Below are 18,299 nucleotides of genomic sequence, written 5' to 3'. Positions count from 1 at the left end.
TTACTTTCCGGGAACGATTCCGTCCGTCAAAAGCGCGCGACCTTCTCTCGGAAAGAATATGATTCTTCCTGCATGTATGTCTCTGCCGTTTTTTCGCAACATCGGATTTCCCTCAAGATACACTTTTTCCTCTTTTTCAAAATACGTGGCGTATTCTCCCGTTGCGGAAGAATCCTTTCCTTCTATAAGAACGTTTCCTCGGATTACGGTTTCATTCTTATCCATAAACCGTTCGAATTCTACGGCGGTGATCGTGCTTGTTATTGCGTCCGTTTTTTTATCTAAGAAGTCGATCTTCCCCGAATCGGTCAAATGAATGTACTGGTCGTTTTTAAAGTAGTCAAGGACATTCCCGGAAAGGATCAATCGGTTTTCCCGATCGTGAACCGTGATCTGATTTCTGGCTTCGATCTTAGAGGAATTTTTGCCGTAGCTGACTAACTTTTCGGCATTCATTTTTAGATTGCGTCGATACAAGGTGGCGTTTCCGTACAGGCCGACCCTGGTTTCTCCGGTTTCGTCCTTATCGCTTACGATCTGATCGCCTTTGAGAATCGCGACTCGAGTGACTTCGCGTTTGATCTTTTCTTCGGCGTTCGGAGAATCCTTTTTGTCCTTGTTTTCCACCGTTTCCGTTTCGGTATAATTTTGAAAAAGAATACTTTCTCCGGTTAACTCCACTTTGTTGCTATTCGTGTAGAATGTAAGTTCCTTTCCGGTGAGATAGCGGTCCTTTGCGATGAGAATCGGATCGGGATCGGTAGTGATCTTATCGCCATCCTCGTCAAAAACCGCTTCCTTACAAAGAATGGTGATTTGCGGATGTGCGATGATTACGTTTTCCTTAAGTAGAGTCGTTTTCTTGGCGAGATTTCTTTCGATAAACGTCGCGGAAATTACGGTTTTGACTCCGCTTTTATCCGTATGGAAAAGCCGCGGACGATCTTTGATAAATACCTTTTCTTCGAACTTATCGTATTCTCCCGTTCCTGCGCGCAGCGTGACTCCGTTGTCTCCGTCTTGAACGACAACTCCTCCGCGTAAAAATCCCTTAAACGCGTCCTTACCCAAGACTTCGATTTGGTTTGCGGAGAGTTTTACTTTTTTGTGTTGAATCCACGCGCCCCCTTCGAGGATAAATGCGGTGACTTTCAAACCGGAAATCGTTTTGTCTTCCTGCGTCAAAGAAGATCCTCCCCAAAGAGTCGCGAAGTTCGGAGTTGTGTTTTTCTTTTCCGGATTTTCCGGAAGAACGTTGACGAGCTTTCTGTCCGCGGTTTCGCTTCCGATAGGAATCGGAGGTTTTACGTTTCCGTAATACGGTAAAAACGCAAAGACGATTAAAATGGAGAATATAAATTTTCGAATCATGGAGAACCGGCCGCTTTGAGCGGATTGGTGCCTCCCTGTGTGATCGCGCTCGGTTTTAGAATCGTGAACTTATTCAAATCCTTGTCTGCGCGAAGGCCGATTCCTCGGATCGTGGTTCCGTCCGCGCTTACGGTCACTTCCGAATCGGAGACGAGTTTTTTCGTATCCATATTGTATTCCATCGTTTTGGCAATGAGGGTTTTGTTGTCTTCGGTTCGTAAGAAAATTTTTCCTTCCAGAATCATCAATCTTGTCTTGTGATTGATCTCCCCTTTTTCGGCGAGAAGTTTGGATTTGAATTTTCCGCCTTCGTACTGATCGAAATCGATGTTGTAAAAGATCGTTTTATTATCGTTCACGTAAACGTAGGATTCTTCCGCGCGCAGTTCCCACTGGAGTTGTCCTTGGGCGTCGTATGCTTCCCGTTTGAAGTTGCGTATGGAAACGTTAGCTCCGCTTTCCCGTTCCTTCTCCACTCTTTCGTAATTTACTTTTTTGCAATTCGCGAAAAGAAACGAAGACAATCCACAGGCGATCAGTAGGAAAAAAATCCGAAGCAGATTGCCTGTGTTGCGTTTCATGGAAAGAACCGGTTACGATCGAGGTCTGGAAACGAGGATCTCTTTTTTGATATAACGATCCAGTCCGATCATTTCTTTGAGTAGAGATTTGATTTCGGAAAGCGGATATTGAGTCGTCGCATCCGAAAGTGCTTTTTCAGGATCGGGATGGACTTCCATAAAGATTCCTTCGATTCCAAGAGAAACGGCGGAACGAAGGACGCTCGGTATGAATTCTCTTTGTCCGCCCGTGCTGTTGCCCGCCGCTCCCGGAAGCTGAGCCGAATGGGTCGCGTCGAACACGACCGGAATGTCGAATCCGTGAATGATCGGGACCGCTCTTCCGTCAAAGATGAGATTTCCGTAACCGAAACTAGTTCCCCGTTCGGTCACGAGACATTTGTCGCTTCCGGATTCTTTCATCTTAACCGCGATGTGACGAGTGTCTGCGGGAGCTAAGAACTGACCCTTCTTCACGTTCACCCATTTTCCCGTTTTTGCGGATTCGGCGATAAGATCGGTTTGTCTGCAAAGAAATGCGGGGATTTGATAAACGTCGATTACGTCCTTTAAGGGTGCGATCTGATGCGTTTCGTGAATGTCGGTAAGAACCGGAACGTTGTACTTGTTTTTGATATATTCTAAATTTTTAATACCTTCCGCAAGTCCCGGACCTCTGTAAGAATTCACCGAGGAACGATTCGCTTTATCGAAACTGCTTTTGAAGATATAAGGAATTTTGAGTTCGGCGCAGATTTCGATCATCTCGGCGCAGACACGATCCAGCAGATCTCGATTCTCCATAACGCAGGGACCGGAGATCAAAAAGAAAGGTTCGTCTCCCCCGATCTTACTTCCGTTTAGAAAATCTCTCTTGGTGCAGGTATTGTCTCTCATGATGTTCCTTTCTTTGAGTATTTCACGGCGGCACGGATAAATCCAGCGAATAAAGGATGCGGCGCAGTCGGTTTGGATTGAAATTCCGGATGGAATTGAACTCCGATAAACCAGTCATGTTGGCGAATTTCCACGATTTCGACGAGGTTGTCGTCGGGAGAAGTTCCCGCGATAACCATTCCGTTTTCCTCATATTGTTGTTTATAGCGGTTGGTGAACTCGAATCTATGTCTGTGTCGTTCGTGGATCAGTTCCGATTTGTATTCGTTGTATGTAAGCGTATCTTTTTTGATCTTGCAGGGATACGAACCGAGTCTCATCGTTCCGCCCATCTGTTCGATGTCGTTTTGTTCTTCTAAAAGGGAGATCACGGGATGTTCGGTGTCCGGTCTGATTTCGGTAGAGTTTGCGTCCTTGAGTCCCAGAACGTTTCTTCCATATTCCACCACCGCGCATTGCATTCCGAGACAGATTCCGAAAAAAGGGATTCCTTTGGTTCTTGCATACTGGATCGCGAGAATTTTTCCCTCGATTCCTCGATCTCCGAATCCTCCGGGAACCAGAATCCCTTGAACGTTTTTCAGAGAAGCTTCCACGTTGTCCTTATCCAGATTTTCGGGATCGATCTTTACGAATTCTACTTTCGTATCGTGTGCGATTCCTCCGTGCGATAGACTTTCATAAATGGAACGATATGCGTCTTGTAAGGAAATATATTTTCCGACAACGGCGACTTGAACGGTTTGTTTCGTGGTAAGAAGTCCTTTGACCATCGAATCCCATTCGTTGAAGTTGGAAGTTCTAAGTTCCATTCCCATCGTTTTGAGAACGACCTCGTCGAGTTTTTCTTCCTTATACATTTTGGGAATTTCGTAGATGGACGTGGAGATGTCGCTTGCGGAGATTACGTTTTCCTCCTTCACGTTGCAAAAGAGGGAAAGTTTATTCTTCATTTCCTTGGTCATCGGTTGGGAAACGCGGCAGACGAGAATGTCCGGTTGAATTCCGAGTCCAAGAAGTTCTTTGACGGAATGTTGCGTCGGTTTGGTTTTGGCTTCCCCGGCGGCGGTGATCGTGGGAACCAAGGTTAGGTGAACGAATAAGACGTTGGAACTTCCGTGTTCGTAACGCATCTGACGGATCGCTTCCAAAAACGGAATGGATTCGATGTCTCCGACGGTTCCTCCGATTTCGACGATGATAAAGTCGGGATTTTCTTCCCGAGCTACGATGTACATCCGATTACGGATTTCGTTCGTGATATGAGGAACGACCTGCACCGTACGACCGAGATAGTCTCCCTTTCTTTCTCTTTGAATGACGGTATTATAAATCTGACCGGTGGATACGGAGTTCTTCCGTGTCAATTTGGAATGTGTAAAACGTTCGTAGTAACCGAGATCCAAATCGGTTTCGGCTCCGTCGGCGGTTACGTAAACTTCTCCATGCTGATACGGACTCATCGTTCCCGGATCGATATTGATATAAGGGTCCATTTTTTGAAGGGAAACCGTATAACCTCTGCTTTCCAACAAACAACCCAGAGCCGCGACCGTGACTCCTTTTCCCAGTGAGGAACTCACCCCTCCCGTTACGAAGATAAACTTAGTTCTCGACAACTTGCATTCCCGCCTTTCAGAACAGAGTTTTTTAGTGTTTCTTGAAATTCAAACAGGAATTTCCGAGAATTCTGTCTCCAAAAAAAGTTCAGGACTTCGTTTTAGAGTTTCAGGATTTTCTCGATGAGGAGCGAGGTGGATTTTCCGGGTACGAACGGCAAGATTTTGACTTCTCCCCCGAATTGACGAACGACCGGAGTTTCGGGAAGATCCTCCGCCTTGTAATCCCCGCCTTTGACGTGAACTGCGGGTTTGACGAGTCGAATCAGATCCAGCGGAGTGTCTTGCGGAAAAATCGTTACCGCATCCACAAATCTCAGGTTGGAAAGAAGAAGCGCTCGATCGTCCTCTCCGACGACAGGTCTTTGTTCTCCTTTCAATCGTTTCACGGAAGAATCCGCATTGACTCCAACCCAGAGAAAATCTCCGAGTTCCCGAGCCTGGGAAAGATAGGTGATATGACCTTTGTGAACCAAGTCGAAACAGCCGTTGGTAAAAACGATTTTCCGGTCTTTGCGGATGGTGTCCGCAAAACTTGCCGCTTGATCCCAGGGAATGATATGAGTCTTTAAGTCCATTCTTACTTTTGAAAACTTCCCCTAGATTGAAGTGAGGCTTCGAGTTCGTCGGGGGTGACCGTTTCCGCTCCGAGTTTTCCGACGACTACTCCAGCCGCGGCGTTTGAAACGATACTCGCATCGAGTTCGCTTAGTCCCGCCGCGTGATAGGCAGTGTAAGCGCTGATGACCGTGTCTCCCGCTCCGGTTACGTCGAATACCTCGCGCGCAACCGTGGGAATATGAAAGATTTCTTTTTTTGCGGCCAAATACAAACTCATTCCCTTTTCCCCTCTCGTAATCATAAGAGAAGGACAGGAAAGTTTTTCGGAGATTTCTTCGGCGGCTTTTAAAACCTCGGAATCGTTTTCTAATTTTTTTCCGATCGCCTTACCGGCTTCGTGATGATTCGGAGTCAGAATACTCACACCTTGGTAAAGAAAAAAATGACTGACCTGAGGATCGACCGTTACGATCTTTTTTTTCTCCAGGCAGATCCGTGAAACTTCTTGGATGATTCTAGGCGTTAAGGTTCCCTTGTCGTAGTCGGAAAGTACGACCGCGTTTGCGGAATCGATTCGTTCCAAGAACGCTTGCAGAAGTTCGTCCTCTTCTTTTTTCGTGATGGGTTTTAATTCTTCCTTATCGATTCTGCAAACCTGTTGATGACCTGCAATCACTCTCGTTTTAAGAATGGTGGGAACGTCTTCGGATCGTATGAAAAAGTTTCGACCGATGTCCGTGTTTTCTTTTTCAAGAAGTCCGATTAAACTTTTTGCCTTCTCGTCTTTTCCCGCTCTTCCTAAAACGATGGATTGAACGCCGAGACTCGATAGATTTTTCACGACGTTTCCGGCTCCTCCTAAGGTGATCTTTTCCTTGCGAACCCAGACTACGGGAACGGGAGCCTCGGGAGAAATTCGATTCACTTCTCCGATGAGATATTCATCCAAGATAAAATCTCCGATGACGATGATTTTCAGATTCTTAAGGTTTGCCGTGGAAGATTGAAAACGATTTCGATCCAGATAATACAAATTCTACCGATCCTTGGGATTTTGATTTACGGTTTCTCTCTAAGCAGTTATAGTATCCTTCCCGTGTCAACCACTACTGTCCCCATCTTTCCGTTGCCGGAAATCATTCTGTTCCCAGGGACGTATTTACCTCTTCACATCTTCGAACCGAGATATAGGTTGATGCTCGATTATTGTATGGAATCGGGAGAAGAATTGGCAGTGGCTCCGATTCTTCCCGCAAAGTCGAGGGCGCCCTCCAAACATCCTGAGATTGAAACCGTTTTCGGTTGGGGGAAAATCATTCGAAGAGACCCTCTGCCCGACGGAAGATCCAATATTCTTCTGGAAGGAAAGGGAATCGCCAAACTTATCGACTACGAAACCGTGGAACCGTTTCGAGTGGCCCGCATCGAAAAGATCGAACCGAACTTCGAATACTTAAAGGATGAGGATTTTCAAAAAATCTTCGAACGGCTTTTGTTCTTAACCAAGCGAATTCTTCTTTCCGAAGGTGCGGGAGAAGATCTGATCCTTCGAATGAACGAACTCATGACACATCCGTTTCCCATCGATTTTATCGCGTCCATTCTCAACTTCGAATTCTCCAAAAAACAGGAAATTTTGGTCGATCCGAATCCGATGGAAAAGACCAAAATTCTGATGCAGATCGTGGAAGAACTCAATCTGAAAGAATAGATTGGAATTTCGAGCCGAGTTGAAGAATTGCGGAACCGCCTTCTTGTATGGGTGTTCTGCTTTTAAATTCGAATCGTGAACTTCGATCTAAACTTCAAGAAAGAAGATCGGAGGTTGTTACCCTTCTGATTCCCAAAACAACTTGGACTCGTTATCCCGAAACGACACAAAAAAACCTTGCGAAGAGGATTCCGATTCTTTTGGAACGATACGGCAAGTATTTAACTACGGTGAATCGTTTGGGAGTGAATGCAAGAAAGACTTTATATCAGCCTTCGCCCGGGAAAGATAATATGTTGAGAATGAATGTTCGGGTGAGCACGGGAAGTTGGGCGTTTCTCGGCGCATTGGCGCAGATGCATGGAGTTTCACGTTGTTATCTTTTTAATTATTTATTGTGGTTGGATGAGGTTGGAGTCGGGGATTCTATCGTGAATACGATGAATGAAGGAGGTCCCACCTTCCACCGATCTTACAGCTATATCCTCCACCTCGATCTGCTCCAAAATACGATTGCGCGTCGATTGGAAACGGAACCGATCAATTCATTTTACGTACTCGACTACCGCGATTGGTTCGATTCTTAACCGAAGTATCAAAAATCGCCGTAAATCCAGCTGATTCCCCGATCAATAGAATCAGCTCGCATAGAAAACAATCACCCGCAGACGGTTCTCACAAAAGAGTGGAAATCCCGATCAGGATTCCACTTTTTTAAACACCCTCCGCGATGTCACATAACGGTCGATCCACCACTTCATCGAAATCTTATCGATGACCACGCCTCTCGTGGAAGAAGCGTGTGCGAATTCCTTGTCGCTGATGACAAGACCTACGTGGGTGATCTTACTTTGATTCGGAGAAGCGGAAAAGAAGATCAGATCTCCCGCCCTTAAATTGTTATGCGAAACGCCGCTTCCCGATTTGGCCTGATCTCTTCCGAGACGAGGAACGATTTTTGCAGGAACCCCCACTCGTTTATCTGTAAGAGAACTGAACGTAAATCCGGAACAATCCACGCCTTTTTTGGAAGTACCTCCCCAGTAATACGGAGTTCCGACCCATTCCTTAACCACGGAAAGTAGATAAGAAGAACGTAATGTTTCCCAGTCGGATTTTCCCGGTGAAACGGGAACGTCCGGTTCGACTTCGGGGACCAAGGGAGGTTCCGGGATATTTTCCTCAAATCCGAATTTCGGTCTGTCTCCGATGACCACTTCTCCGGCGGAATCGAGACCGCTATCCAAAGTCCGTGCCGTCGCGATCGTCGCCGTCCAAGAATCCAAGGATCTGCTTTTGGTGCCTTCGTGCAGGGATTTCAATTGGGACAAAAGATCGGAGGCGAGCGTGTAACGGTCGTTTGTCGGATTAAAAAAGATCGCTTGGCGAAAAGCCGAATCCGTTTTTTCAAAGGAAGAACTCGCTCCTTTGCTCGGAATCAGACTCAACACTCGGGAAGCGAGTCTGTTCTCGGGAATGCCCGCGTATTTTCCCGCGATAAGTGCTCGTCCACCGGCCAAAATAGAAAAGCCGTCCCAACGGGATTTGAGCGCGGTCGATAGGAAAACGTTTCGGATTTCTTCCCGAATTCCGGCCTTGTCCGTTTCCTTTACGAATAAGGAAACCAAAACGAAATCCTTATCGGAAAGTTTTTGTTTGGAAAGAATCGGGATGGCGTCTTCCGCTTCGGTAAAACGCATTCCGGAAAGTGAAACATAGTATTGGTTTACGATCAGATCCGCGATCGTATCGGGCGCGAGCCCTTCCATGATCGCCCAGGGAATCGTGTTTTTCGTGATTTCGATCACCTTCGGATCCTTGGATTTCCCGCCTAACCTTTGAAAGACGGAGTTGCGGATGAGCAGGGTTTGACCCGCTTCGAAATCCTCCTTGAGCAGATCGGAAAACGGATCGGCAAACAAGGAAACGGGAATCCAGAAAAGAATCAAAAAAATCTTGGAAATTCGAAACATCAGCATCTCCTAATATACAAATCTTAGAATATAGAAACTTCCTGTTCGCTTCAGCGGTCTCCGTCGTGCATCCAGAACTGGAATTTTTTTCGCGCAAGGAATAGAACGATTCCTCCCGAAAAAGCCAGACAAGCGAACATGCCGAAGAATTTGGGGAAACTGTCAGTTCTCATCAAACCTGCGAGTTCTCCCGCGAGAATGTTGCCGAAAAAGCTGGAAAGAAACCAAACCCCCATCATAAAACCGCCGAGATGATTCGGTGCGAGTTTTGTCACAAGGGACAACCCTCCGGGAGAAGTGAACAATTCCCCCGCGGTGATGCAGACCACCATCAAAATGAGCCAAATCGCCGGAATCTTATGGCCTAAACGGAAGTCCAATGTGACTAACGTTAAAATCAGAAACCCGAGTCCGAGTATGAAAAATCCGTAAGCGAATCGGGTCGAAGTGTCCGGCTTCCAATTCCGTTTTGCAAGCGCCGTCCAAAACGAGGCGATGATCGGCGCTAAAACCAAAATCAACAAAGGGTTTAAGGATTGAAAAAACGGCGTGGGGATGTCGTATCCGAACCAGTTCCGGTCCACGTGACGATCGATAAAAAGATTCATCGAAGAGCCGATTTGTTCGAACACGGCCCAAAAGATAATGGCAAATGCGGTAAAGATGAGAATAACCGCGATTCTTTGTTTTTCCTCTACCGTAAGAGGGGATCGTCTATGACTTTCGCTAAGATGATTCTTCTTACCGGCTTCGAAAACCTTTTCATCGAATCTCTTTCTACCGAATAAGAAAATCAGAATTCCGAAAAATACTCCGAAAGCCGCTACTCCGAATCCGTAACCCCAGCCGAACGATTCGCTGAAATAACCGCAGAACAAAGGCCCTAAGAATCCTCCGAGATTGATTCCCATGTAAAAAATGGTGAATCCTGAATCTTTCATGTGATTTTTGTTTTCGGCTTCGTAGATTCTCCCCACCACCGTGGAAATAGTCGGTTTAAAAAAACCGACTCCTATGATCAGAAGCGCCAATCCCAAAAAGAAAAACGATTTCGTTTCGAACGCAAGACTGAGATGTCCGAACATCATCAATGTGGTTCCTAAAAAAATGGATTTCTTAAAACCCAGATAACGATCCGCCAGATAACCGCCGATCAACGGAGTAAGATACACGAGTCCCGTATAAATTCCGTAGATTCGATTCGCGTTCGGATCGGAAAAATGAAAGACCTTCGTTAGGAATAACACGAGTAAGGCTCGCATTCCGTAAAAGCTGAATCGTTCCCAGGTTTCCGTAGAAAACAAAACCCAGAGACCTTTCGGATGACGATTTATCCCTTTGCTCTGGACGTCCATATCGGTTCCTGAATCTTTTCTTCCAAATTCGCAAAACGCGCGGCCACAAAAAAATAATCCGAAAGGCGGTTCATAAAAATCAACGGCGGAGAAAGAATTTCAAGACCTTCTTCCTTAAAGCGGACCATTTCCCGTTCCAGTCTTCTCGCAACCGTTCTCGAGATATGCAAAAAAGAAGAAGCCTTCGTTCCGCCGGGAAGGATAAATTTTTTCAGAGGTTCCAGTTTTTCCTGCATCCGATCGATTGCAGTTTCCAAAAACGTAATATCGGATTCTAAGATGCAGGATTCTTCCTTGGGTCGAAACCCGGCTAGTTCAGAGCCGAGTTCAAAAAGGAGGTTTTGAATCGTTTCCAGGGGAGAATGAAGTTCGGAGCCGGAAGGCAAAAAGGATCTTACGACCCCGATCGTTGAATTGAGTTCATCCGCGGTTCCGTAGAGTTCTACTCTACGATCCGATTTGGAAACCTTGGAACCGGTGGCAAGAGAGGTTTGACCGAAATCTCCCTTTTTAGTATAGATTTTCATAGTTCTTAAGCTCGCAACGTTCTTCCTTCTGATAGGAAGAGACAAAATACGATCAAAACAATGGGAACGTGCGACGGAAAGAAAAGGACTTTTTTTATAACGTGAAGGAAAAGAGTTGCTTTCAAAAACCGATTTAAGTAATATTTTGACAAAAGTTTCCTAAATTGATTGTCGGCTCCCTCCACACGAGACTTTAGGAAAAAAATATAAAAACTTTCACCTCCGTTCCCGGAACCAGAGTGGAAGTTCGCAGTGGATAAAACGAAGGCGGATTCTTTCGCCCCAAAACATCGGCCCGGACGGATCCGGGCAACATTGACAGGGAGGTTGTGACAATGATCATCAATCACAACATTAGCGCGCTCAGGACGAACAACGTACTGAAGAGCGTGAACAAGGAATTGGACAAGACCATGGAAAAACTTTCCACGGGTCTGCGGATCAATCGCGCCGGCGACGACGCGCTCGGGTTCGCGATGTCCGAAAAGATGCGGACCCAGATCCGCGGTCTTGCTCAAGCGGAGCGTAACGTGATGGACGGAGTTTCCTTCATCCAGGTTACGGAAGGAACGCTCGAGCAAGTGAACAATATCCTCCAAAGACTCAGGGAACTTTCGATCCAAACTTCGAACGGAATCTATTCGAACGAGGATCGCAAATTGGTTCAGCTCGAAGTGGATCAGCTCATCGAGGAAGTGGACAGAATCGGTAAATCCGCCGAGTTCAACCATATCAAACCTCTTTCGGGCGATCATTCCAAACAATCCAACAAGCCGATTCAGCTCCAAGTCGGTCCGAATCAGAACGAGAAGCTCGATATCTTCATCGATTCCATGAACGCGACCGGTCTTCAGTTGGTTGCCAACGGAAAAAAACAAGCCCTCTCCTCCCCCGCAAGCGCGAACGCGATGATCGGGATTTTGGACACGGCGATTTCCAAGGTGAATCAGCAAAGAGCCGATCTCGGAGCGTATTACAATCGTCTGGAAATCACTTCTCAGGGATTGCAATCCAGCTACGTGAATATGGTCGCCGCTGAAAGCCGTGTGAGGGACGCGGACATGGCGGAACAGATCGTGGATTATACCAGAAATCAGATTCTCACAAAGAGCGGTTCCGCGATGCTCGCACAGGCGAACATGAGACCCGATCAAGTGGTGAAATTGTTAAGCGACCGATTCGGCTGATTCTTTTGGAAAAGAATTCTTCGCTTTTGGATCGACGCTGAGAACGTCGGATTTTCTTGAAACGGAGATTTTTAGGCGAACCTCGGTTGAAAAGCCGCTTCGAAAAAATTCGAAGCGGCTTTTCGTTTTGCGGCGAGCGCGTTCGATGACTTTTTTTAGTTTATCGATCGTTTCGGTTTATCATTTTTTGCCCCGCTTTTGCCGAGTCGGCGAAGCGGTAAAAATGGATTCTTCTTTTTGAATATTCCAGAAAGCGAATAAGTTGCTCGGAGTCAATTTCCCCTGTTTCCAAAGCAGATATACGGGCGGATATACGAGCAATTCCAGAATGAAACTCGTAGTAAGTCCGCCCACCATCGGAGCGGCGATCCGTTTCATCACGTCTGAGCCGGTACTGTTCGACCAGAGAATCGGCAACAATCCCATCATCGCCGCAAGTACTGTCATGATTTTCGGACGAACGCGATGAACCGCTCCGTGGAAAACCGCTTCGATCCATTCTTCCTCGTTCCGAAGACGACCTTTCTTTTCGGCGTCCGCATAGGATAAATCGAGATACAAAAGCATAAAGACTCCGGTTTCCGCGTCGAGTCCCATCAGCGCGATCATTCCCACCCAAACCGCAACCGATACGTGATAACCCAAAGCATAAAGAAGTCCGACCGCTCCCACGAGAGAAAACGGAACCGCGAGCAATACGATCCAAGTCTTTGCATAAGACTTGGTATTCGCGTATAACAATAAGAAGATGATGAGGATCGTGATGGGCAGAACATACTTCATTCTTTCCCGAACCCGGATCATATTCTCGTATTGGCCGCTCCATTCGATGGAATACCCGCTCGGGATTTTGATCTTTTCCTGTAAAAGTTTTTTGCCTTCGTCGACGTAACCTCCGATGTCGCTCGTAGCCGGATCGACGTAGACGTAACCCGCTAAGAATCCGTTTTCATCCCGGATCATGGAAGGCCCCGTTTTGAGTCTAACGTCCGCGATTTCCGCAAGAGGAATATGTCCGAAAGTTGCGGTCGGAACGAGAATGGAACGGATCGTATCCGCGGAATCTCGAAGTTCCCTCGGATAACGGAGATTTACCGAAAAACGTTCCCGTCCTTCTATCGTCTGTGTGATCGATTCTCCTCCGATGGCGGAGACTACGATCTGCTGAGCCGAATCCACGGAAATATTATATCTTGCTAAATTAGATCTTTTTAATTCTATATCGAGATAGTAACCGGCTGCGGTTCTTTCCGCGAAAGCGCTCCTTGTGTCGGGGAGCGTCTTTAATAGACTTTCGATTTCCACTCCGATCCGTTCGATTTCCTCCAAGGACGAACCGAGAATCTTGATTCCCACCGGCGTTCGCATTCCCGTGCTCAGCATATCGATCCGCGCTTTGATCGGCATGGTCCAGGCGTTCGTCACGCCGGGGTATTGCATTTCTCGGTTGAGAATTTGGATCAGTTCTTCCTTGGTGATTCTTTCGTTGCTGAACGGTAAAAACGGAAGTTGAAAGATTCGCGGCCAATGGGAATAGAATCGATCCGCCTTTCTCCATTCTTCTTTTGGCTTTAAAAGAATTACCGTTTCCATCATGGAGAACGGGGCCGAATCCGTTGCCGTTTCCGATCTGCCGGATTTTCCGAATACGCGTTTGATCTCGGGAATCGATTTCAATTTTTGATCCATAGAAACCATCAATTTTTCCGCTTCGGCAACACCGATTCCGGGTAACGTGGTCGGCATATACAACAGGCTTTCTTCGTCGAGCGGGGGCATAAATTCGCTGCCCAAACTCCAATACACGGGGATCGTTAATACTACGAGAACGATCGCGGAGAATATCGTTTGTTTGGGATGATGCAAGACCCAGCGACACGCAGGCCCGTAGAGTCGAAACAGAATCTTACTGACCGGATGTTTTTCTTCCGGGTAATACTTTCCTACGAAGAGGTTTGTCGCGATCTTGGAAAGAAACGCGCTTTTAAAAGTGAACGGATCCATTCTCGTGAACAACATCCGAAATGCCGGATCAAGAGTGATCGCAAGAAGCGCGGCAACTGCCATCGCGATGTTTTTGGAATAGGCCAAAGGTTTGAACAATCTTCCTTCCTGATCGACTAAAGCGAAGACAGGAAAGAATGCGACCGCAATGACGAGCAGAGAAAAGAATACGGACGGTCCGACTTCCAAAAGGGCTTCCAAACGAACTTGGTGATAATCCCCTTTTCTACCCCCCGCTTCCCACTCTTCGAGTTTTTTATACGCGTTTTCCACCTCGACGATCGCGCCGTCGACGAGAACTCCGATCGAAATCGCCATTCCGGACAAGGACATTAGGTTTGCGTTGATGTCCAAAAGAAACATCGGGATAAAGGTAAGAAGCACGCTGATCGGGATCGTCAAAATCGGTATGATCGCCGAGGGGAAATGCCACAAAAACAAAAGGATCACCGCGGAGACGATGAGCATCTCTTCGATCAATTTCCATTGGAGCGTCGATATCGCGCTCCGGATCAACTCCGATCGATCGTAAGTAGGGATGAGTTCTGCTCCGTCCGGTAAATTCTTTCGGATCGTTTCGAGTTTTGTTTTAAGACGATCGATCACGTTGAGCGCGTTTTCCCCATGTCGCATAACAATCGTTCCCGCGACCACGTCCCCTTCCCCGTTTAAATCGGCGATTCCCCTCCGTATGTCGGGACCGAATTGGACGGTCGCGACGTTTTTCAAAAGGATCGGCGTTCCGTTCAAGTCGGTTCCGAGAGAGATATTTTCCAAATCTTCCAAAGAAGAAAGATACCCCCTTCCCCGAACCATGTATTCCGCTCCCGATATTTCGAGAAGCCTTCCGCCGGTTTCCTGATTGCTCGCGCGAATTCTCTGCACCAACGTATCGAAATCGATATTATAGGATCGTAATGCGTTCGGTTGGATGGTGATCTGATACTGTTTTCTAAAACCGCCTAACGAAGCTACTTCGGAAACGCCCCCGACCGCGTTCAAAAGATATTTGAGTTTAAAATCCTGATACGTTCTCAGATCCGCAAGGGAAGAATTCCCGCTCGTATCGGTCAAAGCATATTGATAGACCCAACCCACCGAACTTGCGTCGGGACCCAACTCGGTTTTGACTCCCGCGGGAAGATTGGATTGGATTCGGGAAAGATATTCGAGAACCCTCGAACGCGCCCAGTATATATCGGTCCCATCCTGAAAGATGACGTAGACATACGAGAATCCGAAATCCGAAAAGCCGCGAACCGCTTTGATCTTAGGAGCGCCCAATAAGGATGTTATGATCGGATAAGTGACTTGATCCTCCAAAATGTCGGGGCTTCGATCCCATCGGGAATAGACGATCACCTGCGTATCCGAAAGATCTGGGATCGCGTCCAAAGGAATGTTCCGCAAAGATACGATCGATGCGGCGATCGCTCCCAGGGTCAAAAGTATAATTAAGAATTTATTATATACGGAAAATCGAATAATATTTTGAATCATAAAAACCTCAATGTTTGTGGGAAGAGGATCCGAAACGAATCCTTGCTTCGGAATCGATCAGAAAAGCTGATTCCACGACCACCCTCTGTCCTTCTTCTAAGCCTTCCTTGATTTCCACCCAAGACCCGGCGCTGATTCCGGTTTTTACGGGCACTCCCATGAACCGATCCGGACCGGTTTGAACATAGACCATCTTATGAATTCCCGTATCCAAAATCGCGGAAGAAGGAACGCTCAGGATTTTTTTGAGAGGAAGAACGATTTCCAGATCTCCGAACATCTGCGGTTTCAGAATTTGTTCGCGGTCGTTCACTTCGCTTCGTAAACGAAGGGTTCGATTGTTCTTGTCGAGAATCGTATCGATGCTTGCGATTTTTCCCGTAAAGGTTTTGTTCGGAAAAACCTTCGTCTGGAAGGAAATTTTTAAACCGACATGGATCGCGGACAAATCGGATTCGTAGATCTGAGAATAAATATGCGCCCTTCCCGACTTTCCGCCTAAAATCAATTCGGAAGGATCTCGTTTGCCCGAGGTCCAAAGCCGGATTTGCTCGGGAGATAAACCGAGTTGCCTCAGACGAATCTGCGGGTTTTGTCCGCCAAAGGAGGAATCGGGTAATAACTCACGGGATCGAAGCAGTTCCTTATATTCGGTCAAAGCCGTATATAAATCGGGATCATACGCAACGGTTGAATATGCTTGAATCGATTTGGTTAAATCCCTTCTTTGCACCGATTCCGTTTTGATTCCGATCGATTGTTGTTTTTCCAAGGAAAGTTTTAGTTCTTGCGGATTCGGACTTGGATTCGTCTCCGGCGATTTATTTTGAACCGCAGAATCCTCGTGAGAAGCGTGGTCTTCGTTCGTTGCGTTTTGATTTTGAGCAGAAGAAGAATCCATGGATGTGCCGTTCGCTGAGGAATCATCTTTGGCTCCCATCGAATTATTATTCGTCGTTAAATCGCCGTTCAGAGTCGAGCTACCGGAATGGTTTTCGTGATCCTCGTGCCCTTTTTGAACCAAATCCATATTACAAATCGGGCATGTTCCGGGGCGATCCGACGTGTAAGTCGGATGCATCGGACAATAATACGTTTCCTTTTTGGAAGCACAGGCCGCTAAAACGACGGAAAGAGCGATCCAAACGATCGCTTTTGTATAAAATGATTTCATAATGTTTCTCCCGAGTGATTCGAATGCGGACCGATTTCTTTTTCAGGTTGGAGTCTGCTCAACAAACGGAGAATGTTGAGAATCGATTCGTTTTTTCTTTCTAATAGATCTTCCTGGCGGATCTTCGCGTTGACCACTTCCACTTGCGCGGTCAAAACTTCCTGCAATTTCGTTTTTCCGGGGATGTAAAGATGCGTATTGGCGCGCACCGTTTTCTCCAATTCGGGAATGAGCTGTTTTTGAAGGAGATCGATTTGTTTTTGCAAACCGTAGATGAGTTCCAAATTTCTCTTGAGCTCGGAAGCGATCTGTTTTCTCGCCTTTACGGCGGATTCTTTTCCGGCATCGGCCTGCTTTTCATACTGACCTGTGATGCTATCCCATTTGAACGCGGACCAAAAAGGAACCTTCATCGTAACCCCGAAACTGAATAGATCCCCTCGATATTCGGTCGTATCCATAAGTTTGTAATCGAGCGGTCCTCGGTCCAATGCGAACGTCTGCGATCTGCGATTCATGTAAGAAAAGAAGACTTCGGTTTGAGGAAGAAGAGAAAGTTTTCCGAGTTTGGCGGTTTCCTTAAATCGTTTTTCTTCCGTGACAAACGCCTTGTAATCCGGGCTTTCTCCGCTCAACGAATCGATGGAAGTATGGAGCGATAATATTCTATATTCGTTTTCTCTAAAGTAGGAATCCGCGTCCAAGGAGGTGAGGTCGTTTTTGGAAAGTTTATCCTCGATCAGAAAGTATTCCAGTTGAGAGTTTAAGTCCTTTATATTTGTGGAATATTCCGTTTCTCTTTCCAACGCCTCCGTTCTGGCGATCGTAGGTTTGAACGCTTCCGCCAGAGAAACGCTGCCAGAGGAATAATATCCTTGAACCACGTTTTTTTGAGCCGAAAGCAATTCGAGGACTCTTCGGTTCAACTCCAGCTTATTTCTGGATCGTTGGTATCGATTGAGTTTCGAGAGAAGATCGCTCAAAAGACGGTTGATTCCGGAAAGATACGTATAACCCGCTTCCTTCTCCATAAATTTGGAAATTTTTTGTTCGCTTCCGAGTTTGCCCGGAAACGGAAGTTCCTGCGAAACGGAAAACTCCACCCCGGTCATCGTGGGCGTGTCCAAAGGGCGGTCGTTTAACGCGTATCCGTTGCGGGTGGGATAGTTTCGATAGGCGATCCCGATTTTCGGATCGGGTAGAATCCCGGAAGCTTCGGTATGGGATTTGTGAGAATGCGTAAGATGTCCGAGCGATTTCGCTTCGGGATGTTCCTCTGCGATCAAAGTCAGGATTTCTTCAAGCGTCTTACGATCCGACTTGGAATCTGCAAACGAAACGGAAACTAAAAAACAAAGATGAAATATTATAAAAATAGAATATATGCGTAAAGAACCCATGGCTCCTCCTTAAAATCGAAAGAAGAATGACAGGTTCTGTTTAGATGAGAAAAACTTGAAGAAGAGAAAGAGGATTTTGAAATTCGGAGTGTGGTCCGCCCAAACTGCGATCGAGCGTTTCAAATGCGGTCGTCTTGGGAGCTGCTAATACGAAATCGAGAGGAAGAATAAAAAGAACCGAAAGAATCGGAAACTTCCAGAAATTCTGAAGTTCGAATCGAAATTCGGGTTGTACGCCCGAACTGGTAACTTCAGAGGAACAACAATCGGAAGCTGAATCATGATTCGAATCGCCATTCTCCCCATGACAAGGAACAGCGGAGGAATCTGACATGGAAGAAGCGGAACCCATCGGGCAAGTTCCGGTGACGCCCATAAAAGACATACAGGCTAAATTCAGCACGATTGCGCCGATCAAAACCAGTCCACTCCCCTTTTTCCAACGAAACATCTTGTCCAT

The 18,299-nt window shown here is 46.6% G+C and carries 16 protein-coding genes and 1 pseudogene; 3 read left to right on the top strand and 14 right to left on the bottom strand.

Features of this window, described 5'->3' with window-relative positions:
- From LFX25_RS09320 to rfaE1, 6 genes are all read right to left on the bottom strand, one after another.
- Positions 1-1,371, bottom strand: a complete 1,371-nt coding sequence (locus LFX25_RS09320; RefSeq protein WP_238729996.1) for an LptA/OstA family protein — start codon at positions 1,369-1,371, stop codon at positions 1-3.
- The gene (gene lptC, locus LFX25_RS09315) at positions 1,368-1,952 is read right to left on the bottom strand and encodes an LPS export ABC transporter periplasmic protein LptC (protein ID WP_238729995.1); all 585 of its coding nucleotides are present in this window, start codon (positions 1,950-1,952) and stop codon (positions 1,368-1,370) included. Before lptC ends, LFX25_RS09320 begins: the two co-directional genes overlap by 4 nt.
- Positions 1,953-1,964: 12 nt before the next feature.
- Positions 1,965-2,828 (bottom strand): 3-deoxy-8-phosphooctulonate synthase, encoded by an 864-nt coding sequence (kdsA, locus tag LFX25_RS09310; protein ID WP_238729994.1) that lies wholly within the window; start codon positions 2,826-2,828, stop codon positions 1,965-1,967.
- On the bottom strand, positions 2,825-4,447 hold the full coding sequence (locus tag LFX25_RS09305) for a CTP synthase (RefSeq protein ID WP_238729993.1): 1,623 nt from the start codon (positions 4,445-4,447) through the stop codon (positions 2,825-2,827). Before LFX25_RS09305 ends, kdsA begins: the two co-directional genes overlap by 4 nt.
- Positions 4,448-4,548: 101 nt before the next feature.
- On the bottom strand, positions 4,549-5,025 hold the full coding sequence (rfaE2, locus tag LFX25_RS09300; protein ID WP_238729992.1) for a D-glycero-beta-D-manno-heptose 1-phosphate adenylyltransferase: 477 nt from the start codon (positions 5,023-5,025) through the stop codon (positions 4,549-4,551).
- Between the two features lie 2 nt (positions 5,026-5,027).
- A complete protein-coding gene (gene rfaE1 / locus LFX25_RS09295) occupies positions 5,028-6,041 on the bottom strand; it encodes a D-glycero-beta-D-manno-heptose-7-phosphate kinase (protein WP_238729991.1) in 1,014 nt (337 codons plus the stop codon).
- A 54-nt stretch (positions 6,042-6,095) separates the two neighbouring features.
- Between rfaE1 and LFX25_RS09290 the strand changes: the two genes are divergently transcribed.
- Together LFX25_RS09290 and LFX25_RS09285 are read left to right on the top strand one after the other, a co-directional pair.
- On the top strand, positions 6,096-6,719 hold the full coding sequence (locus tag LFX25_RS09290; RefSeq protein ID WP_238731563.1) for an LON peptidase substrate-binding domain-containing protein: 624 nt from the start codon (positions 6,096-6,098) through the stop codon (positions 6,717-6,719).
- Positions 6,720-6,766: 47 nt separating this feature from the next.
- Positions 6,767-7,306, top strand: a complete 540-nt coding sequence (locus LFX25_RS09285) for a DUF1564 domain-containing protein (RefSeq protein ID WP_238729990.1) — start codon at positions 6,767-6,769, stop codon at positions 7,304-7,306.
- Positions 7,307-7,417: 111 nt separating this feature from the next.
- Here the strand turns inward: LFX25_RS09285 and LFX25_RS09280 are convergent, their stop codons facing one another.
- The 4 genes and pseudogenes from LFX25_RS09280 to LFX25_RS09265 form a co-directional block, all read right to left on the bottom strand.
- A complete protein-coding gene (locus LFX25_RS09280; protein ID WP_238729989.1) occupies positions 7,418-8,692 on the bottom strand; it encodes a C40 family peptidase in 1,275 nt (424 codons plus the stop codon).
- A 50-nt stretch (positions 8,693-8,742) separates the two neighbouring features.
- Entirely contained in the window at positions 8,743-10,047 is a 1,305-nt protein-coding gene (locus tag LFX25_RS09275; RefSeq protein ID WP_238729988.1) for a peptide MFS transporter, read from the bottom strand.
- Positions 10,023-10,574, bottom strand: coding sequence for a cob(I)yrinic acid a,c-diamide adenosyltransferase (locus tag LFX25_RS09270; protein WP_238729987.1), 552 nt, complete (start codon positions 10,572-10,574; stop codon positions 10,023-10,025). Before LFX25_RS09270 ends, LFX25_RS09275 begins: the two co-directional genes overlap by 25 nt.
- Positions 10,558-10,879: pseudogene (locus tag LFX25_RS09265) on the bottom strand (hypothetical protein). Before LFX25_RS09265 ends, LFX25_RS09270 begins: the two are co-directional and overlap by 17 nt.
- 30 nt (positions 10,880-10,909) lie before the next feature.
- Here LFX25_RS09265 and LFX25_RS09260 point away from each other — a divergent pair.
- Positions 10,910-11,761 carry a flagellin N-terminal helical domain-containing protein gene (locus LFX25_RS09260; protein WP_000586161.1) on the top strand — a complete coding sequence of 284 codons (852 nt, stop codon included), beginning with the start codon at positions 10,910-10,912 and terminating at the stop codon, positions 11,759-11,761.
- A gap of 180 nt (positions 11,762-11,941) precedes the next feature.
- Here the strand turns inward: LFX25_RS09260 and LFX25_RS09255 are convergent, their stop codons facing one another.
- From LFX25_RS09255 to LFX25_RS09240, 4 genes are read right to left on the bottom strand one after another with little or no spacing between them, the layout of a single operon-like run.
- Positions 11,942-15,265, bottom strand: coding sequence for an efflux RND transporter permease subunit (locus LFX25_RS09255; RefSeq protein WP_238729986.1), 3,324 nt, complete (start codon positions 15,263-15,265; stop codon positions 11,942-11,944).
- A 7-nt stretch (positions 15,266-15,272) separates the two neighbouring features.
- Positions 15,273-16,439 (bottom strand): efflux RND transporter periplasmic adaptor subunit, encoded by a 1,167-nt coding sequence (locus tag LFX25_RS09250; protein WP_238729985.1) that lies wholly within the window; start codon positions 16,437-16,439, stop codon positions 15,273-15,275.
- On the bottom strand, positions 16,436-17,839 hold the full coding sequence (locus tag LFX25_RS09245; protein ID WP_238729984.1) for a TolC family protein: 1,404 nt from the start codon (positions 17,837-17,839) through the stop codon (positions 16,436-16,438). The genes LFX25_RS09250 and LFX25_RS09245 overlap by 4 nt, the downstream gene beginning before the upstream one ends.
- A gap of 40 nt (positions 17,840-17,879) precedes the next feature.
- Entirely contained in the window at positions 17,880-18,257 is a 378-nt protein-coding gene (locus tag LFX25_RS09240) for a hypothetical protein (protein ID WP_238729983.1), read from the bottom strand.
- Between the last annotated feature and the right edge of the window lie 42 nt (positions 18,258-18,299).

The organism is Leptospira sanjuanensis, assembly GCF_022267325.1.
In the GTDB taxonomy this organism is placed as follows: Bacteria; Spirochaetota; Leptospiria; order Leptospirales; family Leptospiraceae; genus Leptospira; species Leptospira sanjuanensis.
The sequence above is the reverse complement of the archived record's forward strand: the minus strand, read 5'-3'. Positions and strand labels throughout refer to the sequence as shown.